We start from the raw sequence: 22,601 nt of genomic DNA on the forward strand, positions 1-22,601 counted from the left end.
GCTTTAATAAAACTCAATACGACACTAATCGTCATTATAAGTCAAAAAGCAGGGGGGAGCAAAGGATAATCGGTAAGGTTTTGTTACGATTCTGTGACCTGGCGAAGCGTTTTTGCGATGATTCTCCAGGCTTCTTCTGCTTGATCCCGTGGTCCCTGGTGGGTGAAAGCGTGGTTGCAGCCTTCAAAGATGTTGACATCTACCTCAACATCCGCTTGTTTTAATTTTTCTGCGTAGGCTTTTCCTTCCATAGTAAAAGCATCAAATTCAGGAATGATGAATAGCGCTCGAGCCAGTCCTTCCACCTTTTCTGCTTTCACAGGGGAGGCGAGCGGATCTTCCGCTTGATTTTTTTCCGGGACATAACAATAGTTGAGGAAATGAGCAGCCTCCGGGTATTTGGCCCGCCATTTGTCAGGTTCCGGTTTTTCACTATGCGGCGTGACGAAGTCGAGCATAGGGTAGGCCAGCACTTGAAGAAGCGGCTGGCTCTCAGAGCGTTCTTTCAAAAGAAGACAAAGGGCAGCGGCCATGTTCCCACCCGAACTCTGCCCACCGACCATCATTTGTTCACGATCAAGGTGGAGTTCTTCGGCATGCGCCTTCAGCCATTGATAGATCTCGTAACACTGCTCCACAGGTTTTGGAAAAGGGTATTCCGGAGCCTTTGCATAGTCAACATTGACGATGACGCATCCCGTTTCATTCGCAAGAAACCGGCAGTACGGATCGTCCATCCTCTTTTCATTCATAATAAAGGCGCCCCCGTGCATGTTCATATAGACCGGAAAAATATTTCCATCTGGTGCATCCGGGTAGTACAAGCTGATGGGTGTCGGTTTAACCTCTGTATCTACAATCATGTTTACTTTCCTATGTACATATCGAAACGGGACCATCAGGTTTCTTTCCGCCTGATTGGGGAAAAGTCGCAGTAATCGTGCCATCCATAACTTAAGCATCATTGAACCCTCTTTTTTTTAATAACCATTGTACCCGGTCTTGTCTTTGTATAATCACGAGTTTCTAAGGTGACAATGGAAGTACATATGGAGGTGATCGGAATGTGGGTGATGATTCTGGCTGTTTTATCCACCCTGCTCCTTTTTTGGTATAAATTATCGTTTCCTATAGAAAAACGTAAGAATACAGAGATGTACACATTTATCATTCCAGCGAGGAATGAAGCGTTAAACCTCAAACGTTTGCTTCCAACGTTATTGTCTAATGACCTGCTTCGAGAGGTCATTGTCGTCGATGATGATTCAGAGGACGAGACGAGGCAAGTGGCTGAGAGTTTCGGCGTGAAAGTGGTGGACACGCCACCTTTACCTTCTGGCTGGATGGGCAAGTCGTGGGCGTGTTATAACGGAGCGAAAGAAGCGAGTGGGGAGACGCTCGTTTTCCTGGATGCGGACACGTGGTTTTCTGAGGGAGGGTCTGAGCAATTGGTGCAATCTTTTGGAAGGGGAAGGGAAGTCATGACCGTACATCCCTATCACGTTATGCAGTCTTTTTGGGAAAAGTTCTCCGCTGTCTTTCACCTGGTCGTTACGGCATCTTCCGGGTTGACCACCCTCTTTAAGGAAAAACTCGGTACGCAGGGAGGGTTCGGTCCATGTCTGGTTATCGGTGCTGATACTTACTGGAGCCTTGGTGGTCATAAAGCGATTAAAGGAGAGATCGTCGAACATCTGGCTTTTACCAGAATGGCATCGTCTCAAGGGTTAACAACAAAAGCCTGTAGCGGGCGTGGCGTATTGAATATGCGGATGTATGACTCCGATCTGAAACAAGTGATGGAGGGTTGGGCCAAAAGCTTTTCGACTGGGGCGAAAACAGCTTCCCCGATCATGACGCTTCTGAATGTCGTGTGGCTCACTGCCGTCTTATCTTTTTTGGTAAACCTCCCTGCCTTGGGGTGGTGGGGCGTCCTGGGGTATATAGTTTTAGCCTTTCTGTTATCACGGATCTGGAGAGAAATCGGTAACTTCAGGTGGTATGATGTGCTCCTGTTTCCGCTTCACTTCTTCTTTTTCGTACTCGTTTTTGCTTACTCTTTGTGGAAGACCTTTTTCATGAAACAAACGACGTGGAAAGGCCGTTCGATTGTTGAGAAGAAAAGGAGTTCACCTTAATGATCGGCAATATCTTAGCCTGGCTGTGCATCCATCTTGGCGTGAGCAGTCTTGTCTCAGTTGCGCCGGTGGCCTTTGTGAATGTCTTCGCAGGCATCTATCGTGTGAAGAGGTGGGAAACGCGTACAAAGCTCTATGGGCGTCTGGGTGTGAGAAAATGGAAAGACCGGCTTCCGGAAGCGCGGAAGTGGTTTCGAAAAGGGAAAACAGCGGCTCATTTACGAGAGCCAACACAGTGGGAGCGCTTTGAAAAGCAGACGAATCGGTCGGAATTATCCCACTGGCTTCAGATGTTTGCGGCTCCTTTTTTCTTCCTGTTCAATCCACCGTGGGCGGGATGGGTCATGGTGGCTTATGCGATTATGTTTAACTTTCCTTTTATCATCGTTCAAAGGTATAACCGCGTCCGTATCATGAGGATGAAAAATCATTTGTACATGCGGGGATAACCATTGTGCAAGTTACAGGGCATGGGAGCTCGAGAACATATCAAAACAATAGGAAAAATCCCTGTTTATTATAGAACAGGGATTTTTTTCTGTGACTGGGAGGGAATTGGAAAGTTTTGTCGAATTTTCAGAGAGGGTAGAAGTGAGTCAGGAATATAAAGGAGTAATTTTTATGGAATGGATACTTATTTTAATGGTAGCGGTTGTTGGTGCTGCTCTTCTTTATCACTGGTCAAATGGAAAGAAGACCTATCACATAAATGAACAGGCAAGTTTTCATGAGAGAATTAAAAATCTTCAGGTAGAATCGACGTCTGTGGATGTGGAGATTGTGAAAGCGGACGGTGACGAGTGGAAGGTCACTCTATCTGGTACGGTTCATGAAAACGACAGGAAACACTTCGTCCTTTTCCATGAGCAGGAAGCGGAGAACTTGACTGTGAAAGTGATGGAAGAAAAAACGAAGATCGGGATTCAAATGAGAAAAGATATGAAACTATTGATAGAAGTTCCCGCCGAAACCATAAGGTCGATCAAGGTAGAAACGTCCTCTGCTGATATAGATGTCGACGGTTTGGCAGCCAACCATTCCACCTTTACCGCAAGCTCGGGAGATGTGACGGTGGCAGACGTGGTCCAAGAGAATCTACATATTCAAACGTCAAGTGGCGATGTTTTACTGAAAAAAGTTCAAAGCAGGAACACAGACATTCATACAAGCAGCGGTGAACTGTTTGGGGAGAACTTTGACTATGGCACAGGCATGTTCGGTTCCTCGTCCGGCGAAATTCGGGTGCAAGCAACAAAGATGCATGGCGATGTGAAAGCTGCTACTTCCAGTGGGGATATCCGTTTCTTCTATGAGGAAGAACCAAGTTCTTGTACACTCATTTACCACTCGAATTCAGGAGAGGCAAAGATTAACTGGACGGGCTTTCATTATGATGTGAAAAAGGAAAATGAAGTGCGAGGCATAAAAGCAGAGGGTGAGTTCCATTTAACGGCTGAAACGAGCTCAGGAGATTTGAGAGTAGGTTAGGGATGAATCATCTTTATGAACGGATGAAAAATGGAAGTGCGAAGCAGCGGAGGGCCTATGAAGCTATAGAACGCTTGGGGATCTTAAGCCAATATCGATCTTTTCAACCTGTTGTATGTGGCACCGTTCCCATAGGGGTTTACGTAGTAAATTCGGACTTGGACATCATTATGGAAGCTTATCATCTCCCTCTCTTAGAGCACAGCTTGATTAACGATTATGGTCGTATGGCAGGATTCCAATTACAGAGGAAAATGATCCGAGAACGGAAGGTTGTAAAGGTGAACTTTTCGTATGGAAATTTTATGTTTGAAGTGTTCGCACAACCTCAACCGGTCCCTGAACAAAATGCGTATTTACATATGATTATAGAAGAGGAGTTGTTACGAACCATTCCTGGTTTGAGGGAGGAAATTTTGGTGTGGAGGAGAAAAGGCATGAAAACGGAAGCAGCCTTTTGCCACGTCTTAGGAATAAGTGGAGATCCCTATCGAGGCTTATTGGAATATGGAAAACGGTTGAAAGTGATCGAATAGAAATGGTGGCCGCATCGCATTATTGAAGAGGGAGCGTCTGATCTCCGGATCTTTATTATTTTCCAATTCCTGAAACTTCCAAGGTGACGTTATCGTAATGAAGGAAGGCAAGGTAGAACGATTACCAAGGGGGAGAGGAAATGCAGCATTTCATAGGCCTTGTACCACCAGAAGATTTCAAGGAGAAGGTCATACTCTTTCAAAAAGAGTGGGCCGGAACGATGATTACAAAAGTCGTCGAACCTCATATCACCTTAAAGGCTCAAGGAGGTTTGACTTCAGATCGGAAATGGTTGGATCGAGTGAGAGAGGCGTGTCTGGGAATGAACCCTTTTCGTGTTGAATTAGGGGCACCCGCATTTTTTGGGGAAGATGTCCTTTATTTGAGTGTACACTCTGCAGAACTTTATGGTCTACATAAGAAAATAGTACAAATGGCTGCCCCTTCAAAGCATCAAATCGATGCTTATTTTGAACTGGATCATTTCGTTCCTCATTTGACACTGGCGAAAACGTCCCATGGTTTATCTAAACAAGAGCTAGTCGATATGGCTGCGGCTGCTGAGAGTGAGTTTCATCCTTCCCTATCGTTTGAGGTGGACCAGGTCAGAGTTTATGTGGAAAGTCGGTCGCATACATATACGAAACTGGAAGACATGGTGTTAGGTGGTAAAACAGATACCTGCTAAAGCCCTAGCACCAGAAAGAAGAAGGGTAGTTTCAATTTTTTTGTTCAGCATCAATCTCCAGTTTAGCGTTCTCGCTTTTTATCACCTCAATAAATGCTTGTTCATTTTGAGGGGATATGAACGTGGTCTTGTTATTTTCATGGAAGATTTCGAGTTTTTCCAATGATAAGGCTGGCGCAGACATTGGACTTTTAATCGATTTGACTTTTGTGATGTCCCTGATTTTAATCCGCTTACGTAATGGTCCCGAATGGATGAGAAGATCACCATTTTTTACTTTGTAGCCGGTTTGGAACCAAATCCATAACAAAACGACGATGGTAAGCCCTCCAAATACATAACCTAAGGGGTCACGATAAGTAACAAGTTGGAATCCTACAGGCTCCCCTCCAAAGAGGTAGATGAATACAATAAAAAGGATGACACCCCAAATAGTAATGGTGTAAAAAGCGTCTTTTTTTGATGGAAAATACATAGAAACCCTTCCTTTCATCTATACATACGGTCTTTGCTGTATAAAAGTTTCGAAAAACATCGGGATTCATACGTAAAGGGAGATTCTTCCATAAATTGAACAATTCTCCATCTTAAGTCTTAGGTGAAATCCTTCCGCTACCTGAGGTGTTTTTTGTGAATCAGCGTTATTCTTGATTTATAGAAAAGGAAGGGTGGGGTTTGGAGAATGATAATAAATGTTAGAAGGCAGAAAGTACGGGTTCATTGAACAATTCCTATCCCGGCTTATGGGAAAGGAATGCAGGGGGCTTTCAACAGGACAGCAGGCAGTACTATGACTTAACTTTAAGAGACAACGAACGGATTTACAGGCCATAACTGAATTTCATGGGGATAATGGAAGGGGTTCCTGTCTCTTTGTCTTTGTTCATCTCTTTGAACTGGTCAAAGTAATGGAACCATCACAGTTATAAGCTGAATCGGTTATCAGCCATTCAAACTTAAATAAGGGGGCGGAAGAGATGAAGGGTATTTTAGCAATGTGGTTAGATGAAGAGGGCATACTGGGTGTCATTGAACGAAAAGATCAACGGTTTGGATCTTCCTTCCATCCGATTAAAAAGGATGAGAAAACAAAAGAGATGATGATCATCAATAATCTTTGGTACACCACTTATACAGGGGCCCGTCATTATTTCCGCTTAAATACGAACGAGTATCGCGTATCAGGACGAATGCAGAAGGTGAATGTGGTGAATAGGGAGTTAAGAGAATCTTCATAAAAAGGAGGCAATTATGGATTATATTCGTCATTTACGGTCCATGGTCGGCCATGAGAAGGTGCTGATGGTCGTTGCAGGAGCGCTCGTTTTTAACGAAAAGAACCAATTATTGCTGCAGTTGCGGACCGATTCCGAAAGCTGGGGACTGCCTGGCGGTTTTATGGAATTGGATGAGTCGGTTCAAGAGACAGCGCGGCGGGAAGTTTTTGAAGAAACAGGGTTGATTTTAAACGAGATGGAACTATTCGGTATTTATTCTGGTCCTCATAAGCATAGGGAATTTGAAAATGGAGATCAGGCGGCTATCGTAGAAATTTGTTTTATCTGTCGTTCCTATGAAGGTGAGTTGGTGAAGGACAATGAAGAGTCCTACAATAATCATTTCTTTGGGCTGGATGATCTACCCGCTTACATATTTCAAGAGCATCAGCAGGCCATCGAAGATGTGAAGAATAAACGGGATACACCGGTTGTTGGGTAAGGGTTTGAAAAGAACTACCTATACATATAGGGAGTTCTTTTTTTATAAAAGGAGGTCAAACGTACGTTCGTGTCGAATGTGAAGAGTAGAAAGGGAGAGGGTTAGATCTATGGAATTGCGAATACATAAAAGTATGTTGGAGGAAGCGGTGTCTGAAACAGCCTCTGTTCTTGGTAAAAAGTCGCTGTTTCCTGCCTTGAGTGGAATAAAGATGGAGGTAAGGGAGAGGGAGCTCGTCCTCGTAGGGTGTGATGGAGAGCTCATGATCAAGAAAGTCATACCCGTCCATAAAGGTGGATTCGAATCGATTGAAACAGGTGTTTGTGTATTACCAGCCGATTTCTTTCAGGATTTGGTCAAGAAAATGCCTGGTCCTGTACACATGAAGAAAGTAAACGGACGTATGATGATGGAATCCGGGGAAGTGAAAACTTCCTTATCCGCCCTCTCAACCGAAGAGTATCTCCATATCCCTGATGTCGATGGGGACGGCTCCATTTCAATGGATAGTATGGATTTAGTGGAATTGGTTCGTCAAACGCTTTTTGCTGCCGCTAAAGAAGGAAGTCGTCCCGTATTAACAGGCATTCATTTGAATTTTTCAGGAAATCATGTGCAAGCGATAGCCACGGACTCCTACCGGTTAGCTTTTGTAAAAAAAAGACTAAACAGCGGGAAGGATCATTCATGTACAATTCCTACGAAAACGGTGAGAGAGCTGTTGAAACTTTTTAAGAATACAAAGGAATGTTTGAAGATCCACATCACCGACCAACTTTTCAAAGTAGAATCGAGCCAAGTAACATTGATTTCAAAGTTGCTTGAAGGACCATTCCCTGATATGGAAGCTCTTTTATCTAAATCTTCAAAAGTAGAACTGGTCATAGATAAGAATCGTATGATGTATAGTGTGGACAGAGCCGGTTTGTTTGCGAAAGATAGTGGAAATCACCAAATTAAATTGCGTTTAACAAAAGAGAAGACACTGAACATTTCTTCCTTTTCCCCTCAAGTGGGTATGATTGAGGAAAACATCCCTTTAATAAAGGCTCCCGGGGAAGGTGAGATGGAGATTTATATCGATAGTGTTTTTTTGTTAGAAGCATTAAAAGCAATAAAAGGAGATGACATCCAACTCTTTTACAACGGGGCAATGAGTCCACTGATCCTTCGCAGTCGCGGAAATGATGAGCAGATTCATGTGGTTTCGCCTGTTCGCGCTTAGAGATGGAAAGAGTGTCGAGACAATGAGAAATGTAAAATTTTTAAAAAGATATTTATAAAACACAAGGTCCGCTATACAATAAGTACCATCCTATAAAAGAATTGGCGGTCTGAAAATGAAAGATCATTCATGGTCTCCCCCTCAAATTTTAATTGTGACGTTTGTGAGCCTCATTATTTTCGGGACTGCATTGCTTATGCTTCCTTTTGCGACAACGAATGGGATAAGCTTTATTGATGCGCTTTTTACATCCACCTCTGCAATGACAGTGACGGGCTTGATCGTTCTGGATACTGCGACAGCCTTTACAATGTTTGGCCAAGTAGTGATCATGCTCCTCATTCAGCTCGGGGGCCTTGGTATAATGACATTTGCCGTCTTTATCTATATTGCGATCGGGAAAAAAATCGGGTTGAAGCAACGGCTCATTATTAAACAGGCATTAAATCAGTCAACAATTGGCGGTGTAGTGAAGCTTGCCAAAAGGTTGTTGCTTTTTTCACTGGTTGTAGAATGTATCGCTGTCGTTTTCTTATCTGTACGCTGGGTCCCTGAGTATGGATGGTTTCAAGGCCTTTATGCCAGTGTGTTCCATTCCATTTCAGCCTTTAATAATGCTGGATTTTCGATTTGGTCTGACAGTCTATCCGGATATGTAATCGATCCTGTCGTCAATGTTGTCATCACGCTATTATTCATGATAGGAGGAATCGGATTCACAGTAGTCTTTGATCTTTGGAAGACGAAAAAGTTCAAGCGATTGGCTTTGCAAACCAAGTTAATGATTGTAGGTACCCTGATCCTGAATATACTTAGTTTCTTTGTCATCTTTTTACTGGAATTCAACAATCCTGCAACCATTGCTGATTTTTCGACGCTCGGGAAAATTCAAGCCTCTTACTTTCAAGCGGTGACTCCTCGAACCGCCGGCTTTAACACTTTGGATATTGGTCAAATGGAAGAGTCTACTTTGTTCTATATGATTACTCTCATGTTTATCGGGGGCGGGAGTGCTTCCACGGCCGGTGGAATCAAACTCACGACGACTTTGGCGATTTTACTTGCCACAATAGCCTTTTTTAAGAACAGGCAGCATGTTTCCATATATAACCGAAGCCTTTCCTATCATGTCATTATCAAAGCTTTGGCGCTCACCATTGCGGGAATGTGTGTGGTCATCTTCACAACATTTGTTTTGAATTTGACGGAAGATGCGCCATTTTTAACGATCTTGTTTGAGAGTGTCTCTGCTTTTGGTACTGTCGGGCTTTCCATGGGTCTGACAGGTGATTTGACTTTCATTGGTAAAGTGATGATCATAGGTACCATGCTGATTGGTAAACTGGGACCTTTGACCTTTGCTTTCGCTTTTGCCACACAATCTCCTGATCTTGTAAAAGCTCCTGAAGAGGACATCCTGACTGGTTAAAAGAAAAGATGGAAGGCCTGTATAGGTCTTCCATCTATATTTATAGGGCGGGTTAAAATAAAACGTTAGGAAAAGCTTCGTTTACAAGTTGGACACTATGGAGTCACACAAACACTCCAACAGCAGTCCCTCACCGTTCGCGGTCAGTGTCAAGCAAAGGTAATCCAGAGCTTTCTCTTAGCCATGCTGGTGCTCCTCTCCGTGAATATACACCTTCTGTTATTCCGAATAAAGGCATTTCATTCCGCTGGCTATGGAGCTATCTATTTAAAAAGCTGAAGAGGACGGCCTCTTCAGCTTTTGGCAACTGTGATTATTTATCGAAAGAATAACTGACGCCGGTCAGATCTTCTGATATTTTCCACAATTGATCGGCGTCCATGACATCGTATGATTTCGTTATCGGGGAAACTTTGACAGGGGCACCTTTCATTTCCCATCTGCCTCCGGGGCCGAAGTATTCTCCACCTTGTACATCGGGGTCTGTTGCCGCTCTTAAACCAGGAAGCGCGCCCTCTGTAGCTTCCTGTGTCATCGGTGCGAGCAAACGACCGAGAATCTTAAAGAGGAATTTATCTTCAATGTGCCTCATAAGATTGGTGCTTGCTATACCGGGATGGGCGGCTGTTACGGTCATGTCTAAGCCATTTTCCTCGATTTTCCGCTGCAGTTCTTGAGTGAATAATAGATTGGCAAGCTTAGACTGTGCATAAGCCTTCATCGGTGTGTACCCTCTACCCCCTTCAAACATGAGGTTATCGAAGTTCATTTTTCCGGATTTGTGTGCATTGCTTGAAATATTGACTATTCTTGAGCCTGGCGATTTCTTTAACGTATCGAACAAATGCCCTGTCAAAGCAAAGTGACCGAGGTGATTGATGCCGAGCTGCTGTTCAAAGCCATCCTGAGTCTTGCCGTAAGGCGTCGTCATTACCCCCGCATTGTTCAGCAGAAGATCAAGTTTGTCATACTTTTCTTTATAGGCCTCTGCGAAGTCTTTGACTGATTGTAAGTCACTTAAGTCGAGAGCCATGACATCAATTTCTGCGTTCGGGTTTTCTTTTTGAATGGATAAAAAGGCTTCTTGACCTTTTTCCATCGACCTTGATCCCAGAACGACGGTCGCCCCCCGTTTGGAAAGAACTTTCACAGATTCATATCCTAAACCGCTATTCCCTCCAGTAACAATTACAGTTTGCCCCTTTAAGGAAGGAATCTCCTCTTTCGTCCACGCTTGTTCTTTCATCCTTATCACTCCTTATGACTTTCATAGTAAGAAATTTCCTTATGTATGTAAAAAGAATTGCCTTGAGATGAGCACATAGGAATTTTATGGAACCTTAGAGTAACTGATTTCGTCAAACAAAATGACAAAGGGGGGAAGGTGTATGAGTGAGGAACAAATGAAGCGAAGAACAGATAAAGACATCTTAGTCGACTTGATGGAATCTTATGGGGATATGGTCGTGAGAGTTGCTTTTACCTATGTGAAAGATCAGCAACTTGCCGAAGACTTAGCCCAGGAAGTATTCATCCGTTGTTATCAACACCTACATACATTTGAACATCGTTCGAGTTATAAAACTTGGGTGTATCGCATAACTGTCAACCATTGTAAAGACCACGTCAGAAGTTGGTCGTTTCGGAACCTGATTCCATTTGAACCGATGAAGATAGAAAAAGGGGACCAATCACACAGTGTTAGTGAAGAAATTTTAAAAGAAGAGGAAAACCAGGTTCTTTTTCAAAAAGTGCTGAAGCTTTCGCTGAAGTTAAGAGAAGTTATCATCTTTTATTATTACGAAGAATTATCAGTAGAAGAAATCGCTGATTTGTTAAGTGTCAATGTCAATACAGTTAAAACCCGGCTTTACAGGGCAAGGAACAGCTTGAAGAGAATGTTGAAAGGAGGAGAGGTCATTGAGTAACAAATGGAAATATCCCGAAAAAATTCAGCATATGAATTTCGAAAAAGAACATCAGGAGCAGGTGTTGGATCGATTGCAAAAACCGGAAGCTCGTCAGAAAAAAACTCTTGGTCGACTGTGGATGGCAGCTGCTGTAGTCGTTCTTTTTTTAGGTGGCTTGATATTCACACCAGCTATGGAACACGTCATTGCGAAAATTCCATATATCAGTCAGTTTGTTGCACAGGAAGAAGATCGAATGGAAAGGATGGAAACGTTTTTCAGTGATACCAACCAATCTTTGGAACAAAAAGGATACCAGATTGGAAACATGCAGGTCAGTAGGGACGACAAAGAAGTGACCGTTGAATTGATGGAAATGAGTCATGGAAAAGAAGTTCTCACAATCGTTGAGGAGCATTTGAAAGAGAATGGTTTTCAGAACTACACGGTCTCTGTAAAACCTTTTGAAGAAAGAGCTCAGGCGTCGGATGTAAGCGAAGAGGAAATAGAACAGTTTTATAAAAATACGAAAGAACTTGAAGAAAAGTTAACGTCACGATTGCATAAAGAAGAGTTCGAGCTGATGTTTCCTGTCCAGGTTCAGATGAACCCGACTCAAGGAGTATATATTAATGTAATTGTTTCTGAAACAGAAACGCGATTAGACCTCTTGGAAGAGATTATGTTAGAAGAAGGGCTTGAATATAACGCAGCACCTGAACTTGATATTCGTCAAGTAGAAAAGAAAGCGAGAGAGCAGGAAATTCGTTGGGAAGAAACAGGAGCTATTCATGATATTGCCCAGGCAATGATGGAATCAGAGCAATATCCAGTCACAGGCTTTGCTTCCTCTTTCCATCCATATCCACTGCAGATCAAAATCAAAACTTCCCTTGACCGCTCCGATGAAAGCTCGAAGGCAATGGCTGAAGAAATAAGAGAGGAAATTGACCTTTTCATACAGACGGGAGAAAAAACAGCACCGATCAAAGATGATGAGTATGAGGTTCATGTCCTTGGTAAAGACAAGAAGAATATCGACTGATCACGACGCCACTGGGTGGTTACGTCTATATATTGAAGGTGTGGATATGGTTTGAAATAATAAGAATAGATGTAGCATAAGGAAGGGGAGGTTTGATGCTTGCGAACATGTTATGGGGATTGTTTCTGATTCTATTTATTGCTTTTATGATTTTCTTAGACAGGAGAAAGACCAAAAAACACAAAGGGCAGTCTCCCATTCGAAAAACCGAGCAGGAAAAAGAAGTAGAACGCGCGATAGCACGGGAAAAAGGTTTTCGTGGTGGGCCTGGTGGAGGAGATGGGTTATGATAAAAGCCCTCTTTTAAGAGGGCTTTGCCATTCAGCTTTGTCCGGGTTTATTGTGAGTAACATAGGTGCCGGCAATGAAGTCGTGAATCCCACGTTTGTCCTTGCGTAACCCAATCATGATGGCGCTGACGACTACGGCGATTCCGAAAGTGAATGAATAGATCATACCACTGATGATTTCTCTTAAGAGCATTGTACCGATATGTACGTTCTTATTAGCATCGACGCGAACGATGCGGTTATCTGCTGCTCGTTTCCCTAGTGTGTACCCTGACCACAGAACAGGTAAGCCTACAACATAGGCGATTCCTAGGATATCCACCCACGTCCATTTTTCATAAAAAAAGTCTCCATAAAAAAGAGAGAAAAGAACACCTAAAGTGACAGTGATCAGAATCCCGTCTATGACCCTCGCAAAAACACGGACCCAAAGGCCCGCTGGGTTTTGTATGTTCATTTCTAAACCTCCTAACAAATCGACATGTGAATCAACTGTAACATAGAGAGAATCTATGGCTCTAGAAAAATATTGAAACTATTCCTGATGGTGTTACGTATATGTATGAAGACGAAAAGGAGGGTTTCACAGATGTGGGGTTTTTTAGGCCTTGTCGGTTTATTGGCTGTGCCGCTCTTGATCGGGTATTTGCGCGATGCTTTCGGTTGGAACAGAAACAAATTTTACGGAGATGAAATGAATAAACAAAAACGTAATTCTGTTGAAAAACGTTATGATCAAGCAGAAATTCGTAAGGAGAAAGTTCATCAGCACTCTAGAAATCAAGGAAACCATGGAGGATTCGGAGGCTTTCATTGATGAAAAAATCCTTACAGAAAACAAGAAGGAATAGAAGTCGTCTATTCCTTAGAACAATCAGTAATTGATAGGTGCATAAAGGTTTTCTAGATAGTCAGAAGTCCGGATCCCAGAGACTGGGGTTTCCGGACTTCTTTTAACCCTTATAAAGTTAAAATTACTCAGTAATTGTGTGTCGGTTATTTATGCCCCCCATAACCGGAATATTTTGAAAAATAACCAGTAATCTCCTAATTCAGGCAGGACAAAACAGGAACCTGTCGAAAAAGGTGTAGAGACCATAGGAAAGGTACGTCATATTGTTAAAGGAGGAAAGCAATGCTGTGGTTGATTTTTGCTATTCCAGGACTGATGATCCTTGTCACGCTTTTTTTCGATCGACGCAGAAATAAAGGAAACAGCCGTATCGCGATTAGAGGAACTTTCGAGGATATGTATCGTAACTCTTCTGCTAAAGATCGAGCAGGTGATCCTAAACATTCAAAACCTTTCTAGCAGCTCTTTTGTCTCCCATCAAGTTCTGAATTTTATGTTGATGTACCCTCATTCTCCTTAATGCCGGTATCGATCCATGGAACTTGCAGCCGGTCAGGAAGTCCGGGTTTCCCCGGCTGAAGATGTGAGTGCCCACTATCATACCATCGCTCCTTGGCATTCATGAAGGAGTTACCGTGCAGGACCTGTACGAATTGAATTCAGGAATTGTTGCGAGAAATCTACACAAATCGGTACGACCATTCGTGTAAAATAAAGAAGTATGCCCGGGACTTTTCGTGATCCCGGGCTTTTGTCATGTGAGTACTAATCTTCCAGCCACTTGTGGATGGTACGGGCGATGATTTCCTGCTGTGTTTTCGCTGGGATTTCAGCAGGTTGATCGCCTTTTTGTGGTCCATACATACCGAACTGGGCGTGATTCCCTTCCTGAATTTTATAAAGAATCGTGTCGCGAGAAAGCAAGGGCTTCGTTTCCTCTATTTTTTCTTCTGTTGTTAACCCGTCATTCTCCGCATAAATCGACAGGATTGGAGTTTCCGTATCTTTAAAGCTGCTTCCCTCAGTCGGATAGGAGGCAAGAAGGATCAACCCCTCTGTTTCATCAGGATTCTCTTTTACAAAAGAAGCAGCGGCAACACCTCCGAGAGAATGGCCTCCTACATACCATGATTCAACTTCAGGGTAGCGTTCGATCATTTCCTCTGCTTTGTTGGTGTTCAATATAGGTAAGTTCAAGGTTACATCAGGAATCCCTGTGATATAGCCGTTGTCCGCCAATTGTTGAGCTAGATAGCTGTAGGCCTCTGGTTCCACTTTTGCTCCAGGATATAAGATGATCCCTGCCTTAGCTTTGTCTTTAGGTTCATGGATAACCCACCCGTCTTTTTCCCGGCTCGCTTCCACCAGTGATATCATATCTTCTGAAGGTTCATAGGTTTGTTGAGTCCAGATGAAAAAGGAGAGAAATCCAATCATGATCAGGGCAAGGAGGCCAAGCAATGAATATTTGAGCCACTTTTTCATGTTCACGACTTCCTTTCTATTCCATACAAATCTTTTTTATCATTTCTTCACATGAGGGTTGTTCAATGTAATATCTGAATAAATCTGTGCCATTTCCTCAGGGGTTTCCACGGCTCCATGACGAATCCACTTTTCGAGCATATGCCAAATGCCTGCGGAATTGAAGGCCGTATAGTATTGGAGAAATGTTTCATCGAAACCCTCCATTAAATCTGCTTTGTATCTTTCGTTCAAGGATGGCAGATAGTCGTCCAACTGTTTGAGCAGAATGACAAATAAGTCGTTTTTCTGAATCAGGTTCAGGAATTCAATATGCTCCTGCCAAAATTCAAAATACAGCTTAGCCATGGCGTATGGAGTTAAGGCATCCATCGCTTCGAACTCTTTTTCAACCTCTTTCATCAAGCCGGTGATGTATTCCTGGAGCACTTCCTCCTTGGTCTGGAAGTTGCGGTAAAAGGTCTTCCTTACAAGTTCTGCCGTCTCTGTGATTTCCTTTACTGAGATCTTGTGATAAGGCTTTTCTTCCATAAGTCTGAGTAAAGCTTCAATGATCCATTTTCTCGACCTCAACGAGATCGGGTTCATGCTTTTATCATTCATCCTGTCTGTTCTCCTCTCTATTCAGTGCTTTAAGAAGTGTCACACTTTCCTTCATCTGTATCACTTGTTCAGAAACCATTGACCATAAGATGATATTCTCATTATAATTTGCTTACATAAGTGACACAAGTGTATATCTATATACATGTGTAACTTTGGAGTGGAATGGGAGGATATGAAATGAAGAACAAGAAAAAAGGTGTGGTGTTGATTACAGGGTCATCTTCCGGGATGGGAATGGAAACGGCAAAACTGCTGCTGGAAGAAGGCTACATCGTCTATGGAGCGGCGAGGCGTTTGGACAAAATGAAAGAGATCGAGTCGAAAGGAGCGCACATTCTCGCTATGGATGTGACTGACGAAAAGTCCATGATCGAAGGGGTGGACCGGATCATTCAGGAACAGGGAAGAATCGATGTCCTATTCAACAATGCTGGATATGGATCTTATGGAGCTGTGGAAGACGTGAGCATTGAGGAAGCAAAGCATCAGTTCGACGTCAACTTATTTGGGTTGAGTCGATTGACTCAACTCGTTTTACCTCATATGAGAAAACAGCAGTCCGGCAGAATCATCAACAACTCGTCCATGGGAGGGAGGATTTTCACACCGATGGGCGCCTGGTATCATGCATCCAAGCATGCGTTGGAAGGCTATTCGGATTGTCTCCGGTTGGAAGTGGCTCCGTTCGGGATTGATGTGGTCGTTATCCAGCCTGGCAGTATTGAGAGTGAATGGACAGGGATTATGCTTGAGAACCTGCAGAAAACTTCTGGAACATCTGCCTACCAGGATATGACCCGATCGTTCGTGAGTATGACGAAAAAGATGACAGGAGCTTCTTCCTCACCAGTAGTGATTGCGCAAACCGTTAAAAAAGCGATAGAAGCGCAAAAACCGAAAACACGCTATGCGGCCGGTAAATATGCTAAAGCCTATATGTTCCTTAGAAAAGTGGTGCCTGATCGGATGTTTGATTCCACTTTCCATACCATGATGAAAAGGCAGAATGGATAGAAATGGAACTTTAAAAATGAATGAAAAAGACGATGAAAAGGGTGGGACATAAGCGTGTCATCCCTTTTTTTGTCTAAAAAGATGGGGTACTTATTACGAAAGCGAAGGTAGAATGGACAGAAGCTTTTTTAATAAATGGTGGAATAATGACATTTTGTAAGTGGATGCTAAGGAAAATGGCGTGAAGGAGGCGGGAGAATGAAAGACAACCCTTTTCATTACGATGGACGTTCCCTTGTGAACCATGAGGGAACAACTGACGAAGCTTTTGTCATGACAGATGAAACACGCATGAACATAGCGGGAAATCCTTATCTGCATGAGGTTACTGAAGAACAGGATTAACGGAGAAGATAAGAATTCACCTTGAACAAGGTGAATTCTTTTTTTATAAGTAAAAATGGTTGTTTTTATACAAACTATACTATCTTGAATGGAAAGGTAGGATCCTATGGCAAAGGTTTTATACATTACCGCACACCCCCATGATGAAACGGCTTCTTACAGTATGAGAGTGGGCAAGGCATTCATCAACACCTACAAAGAAGTGAACAAAGGTGACGAAATCATTCATATTGACCTGTATAGAGAAGATATCCCGCAAATTGATGCGGACATTTTCAGTGGCTGGGGAAAATTACAGTCCGGAGACCATCTTTCTGATGAAGAAACAAGGAAGGTCGAGCGTCTCGGGGAGTTGAGTGACCAATTTATTTCCGCAGACAAATACGTTTTTGTCACACCGATGTGGAACTTCTCTTTTCCTCCTGTCATGAAGGCATATATCGATGCCGTGGCCGTAGCGGGCAAAGCATTTAAATATACAGAACAGGGCCCGGTCGGTTTATTGACAGATAAAAAAGCATTCCATATTCAGGCGTGTGGAGGGATTTATTCGGAGGGACCTGCAGCGGGCATGGAAATGGGCCATCGGTACTTGAACATTCTTATGCAATTTTTCGGTGTCCCATCCTTCGATGGCCTTTTTGTCGAAGGACATGCGGCGAATCCGGATCAGGCGGATGAAATCAGGGAACATGCGGTAGCAAGAGCGAAAGATGCGGCCCAGACATTCTAAAGTTTAGATTCTATCCAATTGTGCTCACACGAAAACACTTCTTGGACAAGTGTTTTTGTGTGGGCATTTTTAATGTTCAGTATGATATGTGGTAGGGTGGATATAAAATGTTTGGTAGAATATGGTTAAAAAGGAATGAGTGTAATGGAAACCTGCCCGAGACAAAACAATCGCCTGGAACGGGAGGCTCTAAATCCTTGACCAGCGTCCTTTTCCTCGTGGGTGCTTTCAATTTAGGTGGAGTGCTTTTATTAAATAAGAGAAACCATGGAGCAGGTTATCCATGAAAAAATATTCAGAAAAAACGTTGACATCTTCTTCCTTTCCGCGTACCATAATCCTAACTTTAATACCTACGGCAATGACAGAAATCCAGTAGTGAAGAGATCCCTGTCGTCAGAGAGTCGACGGTTGCTGCGAGTCGATACACATCTCTTCATGAATTACCTTCTTGAGCTTCTTTTACGAAAACTCACGTGAGTAGTGGAAGACGGTAAATCCGTTATCTTTTTAAGGGGAAGATGAGGCATTCATTTTCAACTTGGGTGGTAACGCGTGTAAAGACACGTCCCATGAGGGGGCGTGTCTTTTTTTGTATTCTAAAAAAATGGAGGGCTGTAAGATGATGGAACAACTAAATGATGTGCAAAAAAGAGAGTTGGAAAAACAGTGGGAGGTCCTGTCTTATGGCGTATCCTCTATCATTCCGGAAGGTGAGTTCAAAGAGAAGATTGCAAAGTCGATTAAAAATGAGCAGCCCTTGAAAGTGAAGTTGGGGCTCGATCCGACCGCCCCGGATGTCCACCTCGGTCATACCGTTGTATTGAATAAACTGAAACAGTTCCAGGGATTCGGGCACACGGTTCAGCTGATCATCGGCGATTTTACCGGGAAGATTGGAGATCCGACGGGCAAGTCTATCGCCCGTACGGCTTTGACGGATGAAGAGGTGAAGCATAACGCGAGGACTTACTTCGAGCAGTTCGGCAAAGTGATCGATATGGAGAAAGTGGAACTCCATTACAACTCGAAGTGGCTCTCTCAAATAGGGTTTGCAGAAGTTTTAAAACTCGCGAGTACGGTGACGGTTGCGAGGATGCTCGAGCGTAATGACTTTCATCATCGATATAAAGAAAACAAGCCAATTCACCTTCACGAGTTTTTCTACCCCGTCATGCAAGGATATGATTCATTCGCTTTGGAGTCAGACATCGAACTTGGTGGGACCGACCAGGAATTCAACGTGTTGTTCGGCCGGCAGGTGCAGGAGCATTTCGGCCGGGAAAAACAAGTCGTCCTGCTCATGCCTTTGATCGAGGGTCTTGACGGTGTTGAAAAAATGTCGAAATCGAAAGGCAACTACATTGGTGTGAACGAACGGCCGGAGGATATTTTCGGAAAAACGATGTCGATTCCTGATGCTTTGATTACGAAGTATTTTGAGCTCGTGTCTCCGCTATCCATGGAAGAAGTCCAGGAAGTGAAACGGACCCTTGATGACGGGACGCTTCACCCTCGCGATGCCAAAATGAAGCTTGCTGCCTCTTTTGTTGACATGCTTTATGGAAAAGAAGCAGCCCACCAAAGCCGACAACAGTTCATCAACGTTTTTCAGAAAAAAGCGATGCCGGATGTGATTCCTGAAGTGATGTGGGAAGGAGGAGAGGAAATACTGATTGTCGATCTCCTAAAGGAACTCGGACTACTACCTTCCAAAAGTGAGGGGAGAAGGATGATAAAAAATGGAGGTGTCCGGATCGATCAGGAAAAAGTGATGGATGCCTTTCAGACAGTTCAGGTGACAGACAGAATGGTGGTTCAAGTAGGGAAGAGGAAGTTTGTGAAGCTGAGAAGATCTTAAACGGAAAAGGGGATATGAAGGGATGGAACGTCAGCAATTTTTAAATAAAGCAACCGAACATATGAAAGAGACATATAAATGTCATACCGTATTCTTGTACGGTTCCTATCAGACTGGTGATTCTACGGAAGAAAGTGACGTCGATCTGATCGGTTTCTCCGATGAGCTGGAAACGCAGAATAAGGTGGAAACGTTCAGCGGCAAGCTGTTAGATGTATGGATCCACGGGACGGATGATATGAAAAAGCCGGCCGACTTTTTGAAAGTCCATCGGGCCGAGGTGCTTGTGGATGACCTTGGTTTGGCACAGCCATGGATGACGGAAATCGATTCCATTTTTAATAAGGGACCTTCGTCTTTGCAGCCGAAGGAGAAGCAGTTTCTAAAAGATTGGCTGATCAAGATGAAGATACGCTCGAAAAAAGGGGATATGGAAGGTCGCTACCGCTTTCACTGGCTTGTGAAGGAAAGTCTTGAAATCTATTTCGAGATGATCGGACGCTGGTATCTCGGGCCGAAAAAGTCACTGAACTGGTTACGTGAGCACGATATGGAAGGGTATCGGATTTACGATAAGCTGCTGGAAGGGCCGGGAGATCGCAGACGGTTGGATGCGTGGATCGATCATTTGCAGAAGCTGTAGTCTATCATAGGGATATCGGGTGAAATGAACATATATCAACTGAACTCACAAGATATCAATTAAAATCAAGGTATATCAATTGAATCAAACATATATCAACGAAATCATCTATAGATCGCAGTCAGTAAAAAGAGGATGGGGTTTTATGAGACAAATTCAAGCATGGCTGGATGAAGGAGAGATCGAGAAAGCAAGGATGGAAGCTTTGCACCGATTAAATCGTGAGGACGACAGCGCAGGTTTACATTATTGGTGTGCGGTGTCCCATGATGCGCAGGGAATGGAGCGGGAAGCCATTCCCTTTTATGAAAAAGCGGTCTGCAAAGGCATTAAAGGTGAGCTTAGAGCTCAGGCTTATATTCAGTGGGGAAGCAGTCTGCGGTGTATCGGGAAGTATCACGAAGCAAGGGAAGTCCTGGAAAAGGGGCAACGGGAATTTCCAGACAACCCCGCTCTTCAGGTTTTTCACGCGATGACCTTGTATAACTTAAAGGAATCCCCACAAGCGGTGGAACAATTGCTGAAGGTTTTGGGTTCATATTCAAATCATCCTTGGATCAAAAAGTACAAGGATGCCATAAGCTTTTATGCAGGGCAATTGGATCAAACTTGGTAACGGCTTTTTTTCATGGATGAGCGGCCAGTCTTTTATTAGGCTGAGCAGATTGGTACCACTGCAGACAGAGAATGAAAATTAGAACGGCGTCGATAGCATCACCACCGTAGTACATAATCATGGAACCTGTCTCCGCCTGATTTACACTTACCCCTTCAGGTGGAGAGGCGTACAAATATTTCGAAAGGATGCCATGAGCTGCAAGAGCGAAGATGAATACGATACTACGACACAGATAGCTGTAACGATGGGCGACAGGATCTATGTAAATCATGCTCATGGTAAAAAGGTAGCCAGCCAGAAAGACATGAAGGTGGACCAGCACATGGACCCCCAGGCTGTTATGCATCATGTGATACAAGTCTGTTGTGTAGAGTACCCATAATCCGCCGATGTTGAGAATGGACGCGGTGACCGGATGGCTGATGACGCGGACATAAGAACTTCTAAGGAGAAGAGTCATCTTTTTGGCGGCGGAAACAGGAAGCGTTCTTAACAAAAGGGTCATCGGTGCAGCGAGTACCAGCAGTAGCGGAGCCAGCATGCCGAGGAGCAGGTGTCCGACCATGTGGGCACGAAAGTCGATCCGCGCTTGGTCTGCAAGCGGTCCGATGACAGCTATCCCGGCACATAATACTCCTATAGACCATAAAACATAACGCCAATATGGCCATTTCTGCAGGTGAGGGGAACGGTCGGAGACGAAGCCCGCTCCTATGTACAAAAGAATGATCAGCAGGAAAGGAATAGCCAGCATCAAATCAAAGAGGAGTCCACCTTGCGGCTCATGCATGGGAAGGTTCTCCTTTTTTGCTGGCACGTTTTAAAAGGAACAGGCCGGCAGCAATCATAACCACAGCAGATAGATTCCATACAAGGTCGTATGGGATAACATTCTCCACATAGCGGATTTGGTGCAGACCCATCAGTTTATGCTGGATGATTCCGTCATACAATTGAAAAGACCCCGCCCCGAGCAGCACGCCGCCCCACCACCGTATCAGTGATAAACGGTTCCTGCGTTTGAGGTCGGCAAATAGAAACAGTCCGCCGATGGTTGCGAACCAGCTGAACGCGTGGAAAAAACCATCTGAAATCAATCCGATATCCGTGGTGGATTTGTCGTAAAAGTGGTGCCATCGCAGAAGTTGGTGAAAAATCGTTTCATCGATAAAGGCAGCAAGTCCGATCCCGAACAGAACACCGGACCACAGATTACGCTTTTCCCCCATAAAACAGCCCCCCCCATTTTTCAAAATTCTTCCTATGTTGTACCCATCAGGTAAAATAAACAAACGTATATGGCATCAAATAGGACGTTTGGCTACAAAATCAGAGGCGGCGCATGTTTTGATACTCATCCTTATGTAAATCTGTAACGGTCCCTTGATGAAAATACAGCTGCCAGCGTCCGGCGATTATCTTCCAAATTGAACTGCGGAGCGTGTTTCTCTTTCTTGTCGTGTCTTCAAGATAATACGTGGCGAGAACTGTATCCTCAGAGAGTGACTGAATTTCATAATGATGAAGAGCCATCTCTGATAAGACCACCCCCTGATCCAGGCAGCACTTTTTATCATAGGGTATGCCGGAACTGCCGATTTCCCAGAAGTCGTCAGCCAATATGTGGTCAAGCCTTTCTGTGGATTCGCGAGTGCTCAATAGAAGGTGTTGGTTTTCCAGGTTCTCCAGTTCTTCCTTTAATGACATAAGGATTCTCCTTTGTGTTAAAATTTTACTATGGGAATATTATACTATTAAAAAGGGTGAAGAAACGATGGTTTTATGAAGGGAGGAGAAAGGCGTTGAAAGATAGGATCATTCAGCAGGAAAATCCTTTATTGGTTTACTTGTTTTTCTCTATATTATCTTGGGTCTGCCTGAAGAAAGCAGCTTACCTGGAAATGAAGAGAATGGATTGGAAGGAACGATATGAGCGTTATATAGATCATAAATATGGACTGTAAAGGTAGGAA

General features: G+C 43.7%; 30 protein-coding genes and 1 other annotated feature. Of the genes, 21 read left to right on the forward strand and 9 right to left on the reverse strand.

Annotated elements, in window-relative coordinates; genetic code table 11:
* Nucleotides 1-83: 83 nt before the first annotated feature.
* Complete coding sequence (locus VKA52_RS18355; RefSeq protein WP_160912278.1) at nt 84-962, reverse strand: alpha/beta hydrolase; 879 nt, start codon at nt 960-962, stop codon at nt 84-86.
* Between the two features lie 87 nt (nt 963-1,049).
* Between VKA52_RS18355 and VKA52_RS18360 the strand changes: the two genes are divergently transcribed.
* From VKA52_RS18360 to VKA52_RS18380, 5 genes are all read left to right on the forward strand, one after another.
* A complete protein-coding gene (locus VKA52_RS18360) occupies nt 1,050-2,138 on the forward strand; it encodes a glycosyltransferase (RefSeq protein ID WP_326316753.1) in 1,089 nt (362 codons plus the stop codon).
* A complete protein-coding gene (locus VKA52_RS18365) occupies nt 2,138-2,587 on the forward strand; it encodes a glycosyl-4,4'-diaponeurosporenoate acyltransferase (protein ID WP_326316754.1) in 450 nt (149 codons plus the stop codon). The genes VKA52_RS18360 and VKA52_RS18365 overlap by 1 nt, the downstream gene beginning before the upstream one ends.
* Before the next feature lie 172 nt (nt 2,588-2,759).
* On the forward strand, nt 2,760-3,626 hold the full coding sequence (locus VKA52_RS18370; RefSeq protein ID WP_326316755.1) for a DUF4097 family beta strand repeat-containing protein: 867 nt from the start codon (nt 2,760-2,762) through the stop codon (nt 3,624-3,626).
* A 2-nt stretch (nt 3,627-3,628) separates the two neighbouring features.
* On the forward strand, nt 3,629-4,162 hold the full coding sequence (locus tag VKA52_RS18375) for a DUF4269 domain-containing protein (RefSeq protein WP_326316756.1): 534 nt from the start codon (nt 3,629-3,631) through the stop codon (nt 4,160-4,162).
* Nucleotides 4,163-4,302: 140 nt separating this feature from the next.
* A complete protein-coding gene (locus VKA52_RS18380) occupies nt 4,303-4,851 on the forward strand; it encodes a 2'-5' RNA ligase family protein (RefSeq protein WP_326316757.1) in 549 nt (182 codons plus the stop codon).
* 31 nt (nt 4,852-4,882) lie between these two features.
* On the opposite strand, the gene VKA52_RS18385 is transcribed toward VKA52_RS18380, so the two are convergent.
* Entirely contained in the window at nt 4,883-5,326 is a 444-nt protein-coding gene (locus VKA52_RS18385; protein WP_326316758.1) for a PH domain-containing protein, read from the reverse strand.
* A gap of 502 nt (nt 5,327-5,828) precedes the next feature.
* Here VKA52_RS18385 and VKA52_RS18390 point away from each other — a divergent pair.
* The 4 genes from VKA52_RS18390 to VKA52_RS18405 all read left to right on the forward strand — a co-directional run bounded on the left by VKA52_RS18390 (nt 5,829) and on the right by VKA52_RS18405 (nt 9,224).
* Complete coding sequence (locus tag VKA52_RS18390; protein WP_160912292.1) at nt 5,829-6,089, forward strand: hypothetical protein; 261 nt, start codon at nt 5,829-5,831, stop codon at nt 6,087-6,089.
* A gap of 13 nt (nt 6,090-6,102) precedes the next feature.
* Complete coding sequence (locus tag VKA52_RS18395; RefSeq protein ID WP_326316759.1) at nt 6,103-6,570, forward strand: NUDIX hydrolase; 468 nt, start codon at nt 6,103-6,105, stop codon at nt 6,568-6,570.
* Between the two features lie 109 nt (nt 6,571-6,679).
* Nucleotides 6,680-7,795, forward strand: coding sequence for a DNA polymerase III subunit beta (dnaN, locus tag VKA52_RS18400; RefSeq protein ID WP_326316760.1), 1,116 nt, complete (start codon nt 6,680-6,682; stop codon nt 7,793-7,795).
* A 115-nt stretch (nt 7,796-7,910) separates the two neighbouring features.
* A complete protein-coding gene (locus VKA52_RS18405; protein ID WP_326316761.1) occupies nt 7,911-9,224 on the forward strand; it encodes a TrkH family potassium uptake protein in 1,314 nt (437 codons plus the stop codon).
* Between the two features lie 313 nt (nt 9,225-9,537).
* On the opposite strand, the gene VKA52_RS18410 is transcribed toward VKA52_RS18405, so the two are convergent.
* On the reverse strand, nt 9,538-10,470 hold the full coding sequence (locus VKA52_RS18410) for an oxidoreductase (RefSeq protein WP_326316762.1): 933 nt from the start codon (nt 10,468-10,470) through the stop codon (nt 9,538-9,540).
* 142 nt (nt 10,471-10,612) lie between these two features.
* Here VKA52_RS18410 and VKA52_RS18415 point away from each other — a divergent pair, with 142 nt between their 5' ends.
* From VKA52_RS18415 to VKA52_RS18425, 3 genes are all read left to right on the forward strand, one after another.
* Nucleotides 10,613-11,152, forward strand: a complete 540-nt coding sequence (locus VKA52_RS18415; protein WP_326316763.1) for a sigma-70 family RNA polymerase sigma factor — start codon at nt 10,613-10,615, stop codon at nt 11,150-11,152.
* The gene (locus VKA52_RS18420; RefSeq protein WP_326316764.1) at nt 11,145-12,179 is read left to right on the forward strand and encodes a DUF4179 domain-containing protein; all 1,035 of its coding nucleotides are present in this window, start codon (nt 11,145-11,147) and stop codon (nt 12,177-12,179) included. Before VKA52_RS18415 ends, VKA52_RS18420 begins: the two co-directional genes overlap by 8 nt.
* A gap of 107 nt (nt 12,180-12,286) precedes the next feature.
* Nucleotides 12,287-12,469, forward strand: coding sequence for a hypothetical protein (locus tag VKA52_RS18425; RefSeq protein ID WP_242517782.1), 183 nt, complete (start codon nt 12,287-12,289; stop codon nt 12,467-12,469).
* 31 nt (nt 12,470-12,500) lie between these two features.
* Here the strand turns inward: VKA52_RS18425 and VKA52_RS18430 are convergent, their stop codons facing one another.
* Nucleotides 12,501-12,926, reverse strand: coding sequence for an RDD family protein (locus VKA52_RS18430; RefSeq protein WP_326316765.1), 426 nt, complete (start codon nt 12,924-12,926; stop codon nt 12,501-12,503).
* Between the two features lie 132 nt (nt 12,927-13,058).
* On the opposite strand from VKA52_RS18430, the gene VKA52_RS18435 reads away from it, so the two are divergent.
* Nucleotides 13,059-13,286: a hypothetical protein gene (locus tag VKA52_RS18435; RefSeq protein ID WP_160912306.1), complete on the forward strand. Its 228-nt coding sequence runs from the start codon at nt 13,059-13,061 to the stop codon at nt 13,284-13,286.
* Nucleotides 13,287-13,604: 318 nt separating this feature from the next.
* Nucleotides 13,605-13,781: a hypothetical protein gene (locus VKA52_RS18440; protein ID WP_326316766.1), complete on the forward strand. Its 177-nt coding sequence runs from the start codon at nt 13,605-13,607 to the stop codon at nt 13,779-13,781.
* A 306-nt stretch (nt 13,782-14,087) separates the two neighbouring features.
* On the opposite strand, the gene VKA52_RS18445 is transcribed toward VKA52_RS18440, so the two are convergent.
* Nucleotides 14,088-14,807, reverse strand: coding sequence for an alpha/beta hydrolase (locus VKA52_RS18445; RefSeq protein ID WP_326316767.1), 720 nt, complete (start codon nt 14,805-14,807; stop codon nt 14,088-14,090).
* Nucleotides 14,808-14,846: 39 nt separating this feature from the next.
* Nucleotides 14,847-15,410 carry a TetR/AcrR family transcriptional regulator gene (locus VKA52_RS18450; RefSeq protein ID WP_326316768.1) on the reverse strand — a complete coding sequence of 188 codons (564 nt, stop codon included), beginning with the start codon at nt 15,408-15,410 and terminating at the stop codon, nt 14,847-14,849.
* Nucleotides 15,411-15,590: 180 nt separating this feature from the next.
* On the opposite strand from VKA52_RS18450, the gene VKA52_RS18455 reads away from it, so the two are divergent.
* The 6 genes from VKA52_RS18455 (at nt 15,591) to VKA52_RS18480 (ending at nt 20,625) form a co-directional block, all read left to right on the forward strand.
* Nucleotides 15,591-16,427: an oxidoreductase gene (locus tag VKA52_RS18455; protein ID WP_326316769.1), complete on the forward strand. Its 837-nt coding sequence runs from the start codon at nt 15,591-15,593 to the stop codon at nt 16,425-16,427.
* 198 nt (nt 16,428-16,625) lie between these two features.
* Nucleotides 16,626-16,772 (forward strand): hypothetical protein, encoded by a 147-nt coding sequence (locus tag VKA52_RS18460; protein ID WP_326316770.1) that lies wholly within the window; start codon nt 16,626-16,628, stop codon nt 16,770-16,772.
* Between the two features lie 106 nt (nt 16,773-16,878).
* Nucleotides 16,879-17,505, forward strand: coding sequence for an FMN-dependent NADH-azoreductase (locus VKA52_RS18465; RefSeq protein ID WP_326316771.1), 627 nt, complete (start codon nt 16,879-16,881; stop codon nt 17,503-17,505).
* A 352-nt stretch (nt 17,506-17,857) separates the two neighbouring features.
* Nucleotides 17,858-18,081: a binding site (T-box leader), on the forward strand.
* Between the two features lie 46 nt (nt 18,082-18,127).
* Nucleotides 18,128-19,366, forward strand: coding sequence for a tyrosine--tRNA ligase (gene tyrS, locus VKA52_RS18470; RefSeq protein WP_326316772.1), 1,239 nt, complete (start codon nt 18,128-18,130; stop codon nt 19,364-19,366).
* Nucleotides 19,367-19,388: 22 nt separating this feature from the next.
* A complete protein-coding gene (locus VKA52_RS18475; RefSeq protein WP_326316773.1) occupies nt 19,389-20,009 on the forward strand; it encodes a nucleotidyltransferase domain-containing protein in 621 nt (206 codons plus the stop codon).
* A gap of 145 nt (nt 20,010-20,154) precedes the next feature.
* On the forward strand, nt 20,155-20,625 hold the full coding sequence (locus VKA52_RS18480) for a tetratricopeptide repeat protein (RefSeq protein ID WP_326316774.1): 471 nt from the start codon (nt 20,155-20,157) through the stop codon (nt 20,623-20,625).
* Between the two features lie 10 nt (nt 20,626-20,635).
* Here the strand turns inward: VKA52_RS18480 and VKA52_RS18485 are convergent, their stop codons facing one another.
* From VKA52_RS18485 to VKA52_RS18495, 3 genes are all read right to left on the reverse strand, one after another.
* Entirely contained in the window at nt 20,636-21,418 is a 783-nt protein-coding gene (locus tag VKA52_RS18485) for a cytochrome c oxidase assembly protein (protein ID WP_326316775.1), read from the reverse strand.
* Nucleotides 21,411-21,857 (reverse strand): DUF2243 domain-containing protein, encoded by a 447-nt coding sequence (locus VKA52_RS18490; protein ID WP_326316776.1) that lies wholly within the window; start codon nt 21,855-21,857, stop codon nt 21,411-21,413. The genes VKA52_RS18485 and VKA52_RS18490 overlap by 8 nt, the downstream gene beginning before the upstream one ends.
* Before the next feature lie 100 nt (nt 21,858-21,957).
* Nucleotides 21,958-22,335, reverse strand: a complete 378-nt coding sequence (locus tag VKA52_RS18495; protein WP_326316777.1) for a nuclear transport factor 2 family protein — start codon at nt 22,333-22,335, stop codon at nt 21,958-21,960.
* A 95-nt stretch (nt 22,336-22,430) separates the two neighbouring features.
* Between VKA52_RS18495 and VKA52_RS18500 the strand changes: the two genes are divergently transcribed.
* Nucleotides 22,431-22,592: a hypothetical protein gene (locus VKA52_RS18500; RefSeq protein ID WP_160912330.1), complete on the forward strand. Its 162-nt coding sequence runs from the start codon at nt 22,431-22,433 to the stop codon at nt 22,590-22,592.
* The last annotated feature ends 9 nt before the right edge of the window (nt 22,593-22,601 follow it).

The organism is Halobacillus sp. HZG1, assembly GCF_035818575.1.
Lineage (GTDB): Bacteria > Bacillota > Bacilli > Bacillales > Halobacillaceae > Halobacillus > Halobacillus litoralis.